Raw genomic sequence first — 2,488 nt, 5'->3', positions numbered from 1 at the left:
TCAGCATAAAGGCGGTCGTCGACAGACAAAAAGCAGGTTAAGGTTGAGGCTAAGGTTAAGCAAATTCTGATTCTCCTTAACCTCAACCTGATTTTTTATCATGAGTCATGAGCTGCCTTTCTCATCCGGTATCGAGCAACAAGTCTCCGGTTTTCACAGGTACCAGACGAGGGGCTTGGCTGCTCCTTTTCTTTACCTTGACAAACAGAAACCCTGCTTATTATAATATGTGAAATTTTTCATATATACACTGGAGGATTTATGTGGGAGAACCTAAATCTTAAACAGATTCCGGAATATGCCAAGGATCCATACCCATCCATAAGAAAATGGATAAAGGATAAAGGCAAAAAGGCCATAGGAAGCACCATTGCGGATGTACCTGAAGAGGTCATCTATGCCTTTGATTTTTTACCTGTTTCTCTGATCGGAACAGATAAACCATTAAAAAAGGCCCCCAGTCGTCTGCCTGACAACGCGTGCTCGCTTGCACGAAGCAACCTCGAACTCGCCCTGAGCTATGAAGGCGATCTTTTTGACGGCTTTGTCCTTCCCCAGGTCTGCGATACTACTCAGCATCTTTCGGACATCTGGAGGATAAGTTTCCCCGGAAAGTACGTCGAGAGCTACCTCGCACCGCGCCAGGTAGACAGGCCAAGTGCCCGTTACTGGGTAAAGGAGGAGATAGAGCGACTCATAGCATCCATGAGCAACTGGTCAGGCAAATCTATCAACGACAAGACCTTGAACGATTCCATCGCACTTCATAACGAGAACAAGATGCTCCTCCAGGAGATGTATGAGATCAAGAGGAAAAATCCGGGAACGATCACGAACAAGCAGTTCTTCGCCATGGTCAAGCTTGCCATGCAGGTCGATAAGGCAGAGTTCAACAAGACCCTGAAGAACATCAAGGCAAATCTCAAGCCGAAGAAGGGCAAAAACTATACCGACGTCATCCTCGTCGGTATTACCTGCGATCCGCCTGAGGTGTTCGACCTCTTTGACGAGATCAAGCTCAATATCGTCGGCGATAGCCTTGTAACCGGTTCACGATATCTCAGGGGCATAGTAACACAGAATGGCAGCCCCGTTGAAGCCCTTGCAGAAAGACACATGAAGAGCGGCTTCTTCTCACCGATCCACGACAATGTCTACAAACATTTCGAAGAGGTGAAGGCGCTCTATAAGGCAACGAATGCGGAGGCGATCATATACGTACATATCGAGTTCTGCGAATCGCAGGAGTATGACCTTCCTGACCTGAAAAAGATGATCCGGCAGGAAGGCATACCGATGCACGTTTTAGATACCGAATACCAGACTGTGTCTCTTTCCCATCTGAGGACAAGACTGCAGGCATTCTTTGAATCCTTAAAAGGGGGCTCCCTATGAGTGAGAAATTAAATTCAAAACAACTATCGAAAAAGATAACCGATGAATACATGGAAGATGCCTTCCGTGCGCATGAAAACGGAAAGCTCATCGGCTACTCAACGGCGATATCGCCGGTTGAGCTTTTTGTTGCCCACGACGTCGTTCCCATCTATCCTGAAAACCACGCTGTCGCGAACCTGACGGCGAAGAAGGGTTCCCAACTCTGTTCGATCACGGAAAACCTCGGCTACACGAGCCACCTCTGCGCATATGCCAGAAGCGACCTTGCGTACAGGGAATCAGGGATAACCGTAACGAAAGGCATCCCGGAGCCTGACCTCTTCCTCGCATGCAACGCGCAGTGCTTCACCCTGACAAAATGGTTCCAGATCCTTGCAAGAAAGGGCAACCTGCCGGTATTTGTCTTTGATACACCGGAATACATTATGGACAAGAAGGCGCGGGAAGAGATCGTAAAATATTGTGTCCTCCAGCTCAAGGAACTCATCGGTTTCCTCGAAGAGGTAACGAAGAAAAGATTCGACTACGACAGGCTGAAAGAGGTCATGAAATACTCCGCGCAGTCAAGCATCCTCTACAAGAAGTTCCTCGACATGGCGCAGTATAAGCCATCACCGATCAGTATCTTCGACGCCCTCATCGGTATGGCAATCGCCGTGTACCGGAGAGGCACGCCGGAATGCGTCGAATATTACCAGACGCTCTGTGATGAGATCCAGGCAAAGGTAGACCAGGGTATCGGCGTCCTGCCGAAAGAAAAGGAAAAATACCGTCTCTACTGGGAAAACCTGCCGGTCTGGTTCAAGTTCAGCGACCACGCGAAACTCCTCGGTTCTTACGGCGGCGTGATCCTCACGTCCCTCTACGTCCATGCATGGAGTTTCGAATTCGACCTCGACAAAGACCCGCTTGTCACCCTTGCCGAGAACTACGTATCAAGGTTCTCCAACTCCACCATCGAGGACCGTGTGGACATGGCAATGGGCTATTTCAAAAAGTACTCCATGAACGGCATGATCATGTTCATGAACAGAAGCTGCAAGGCGGTCTCCTTTGCGGTACCGACCCTGAAGGACATCCTCGTCAGGAA

General features: G+C 49.1%; 2 protein-coding genes. Both read left to right on the top strand.

Features of this window, described 5'->3' with window-relative positions:
* The first annotated feature begins 261 nt into the window (after positions 1-261).
* Positions 262-1,395, top strand: a complete 1,134-nt coding sequence (locus tag PHU49_07145; protein MDD5243778.1) for a 2-hydroxyacyl-CoA dehydratase family protein — start codon at positions 262-264, stop codon at positions 1,393-1,395.
* Positions 1,392-2,488 (top strand): 2-hydroxyacyl-CoA dehydratase family protein (locus PHU49_07140; GenBank protein ID MDD5243777.1); only part of this gene is annotated, 1,097 nt, incomplete at its 3' end. The genes PHU49_07145 and PHU49_07140, both read left to right, overlap by 4 nt.

This window comes from Syntrophorhabdaceae bacterium (assembly GCA_028713955.1).
Lineage (GTDB): Bacteria > Desulfobacterota > Syntrophorhabdia > Syntrophorhabdales > Syntrophorhabdaceae > UBA5609.
Note: the sequence above shows the minus strand (reverse complement) of the source record. Positions and strands in the feature narration are given on the sequence as shown.

Excerpts from the sequence above, each read along its gene's own strand:
- PHU49_07145 (MDD5243778.1), top strand. The coding sequence starts at position 262 with ATGTGGGAGAACCTAAATCTTAAACAGATTCCGGAATATGCCAAGGAT.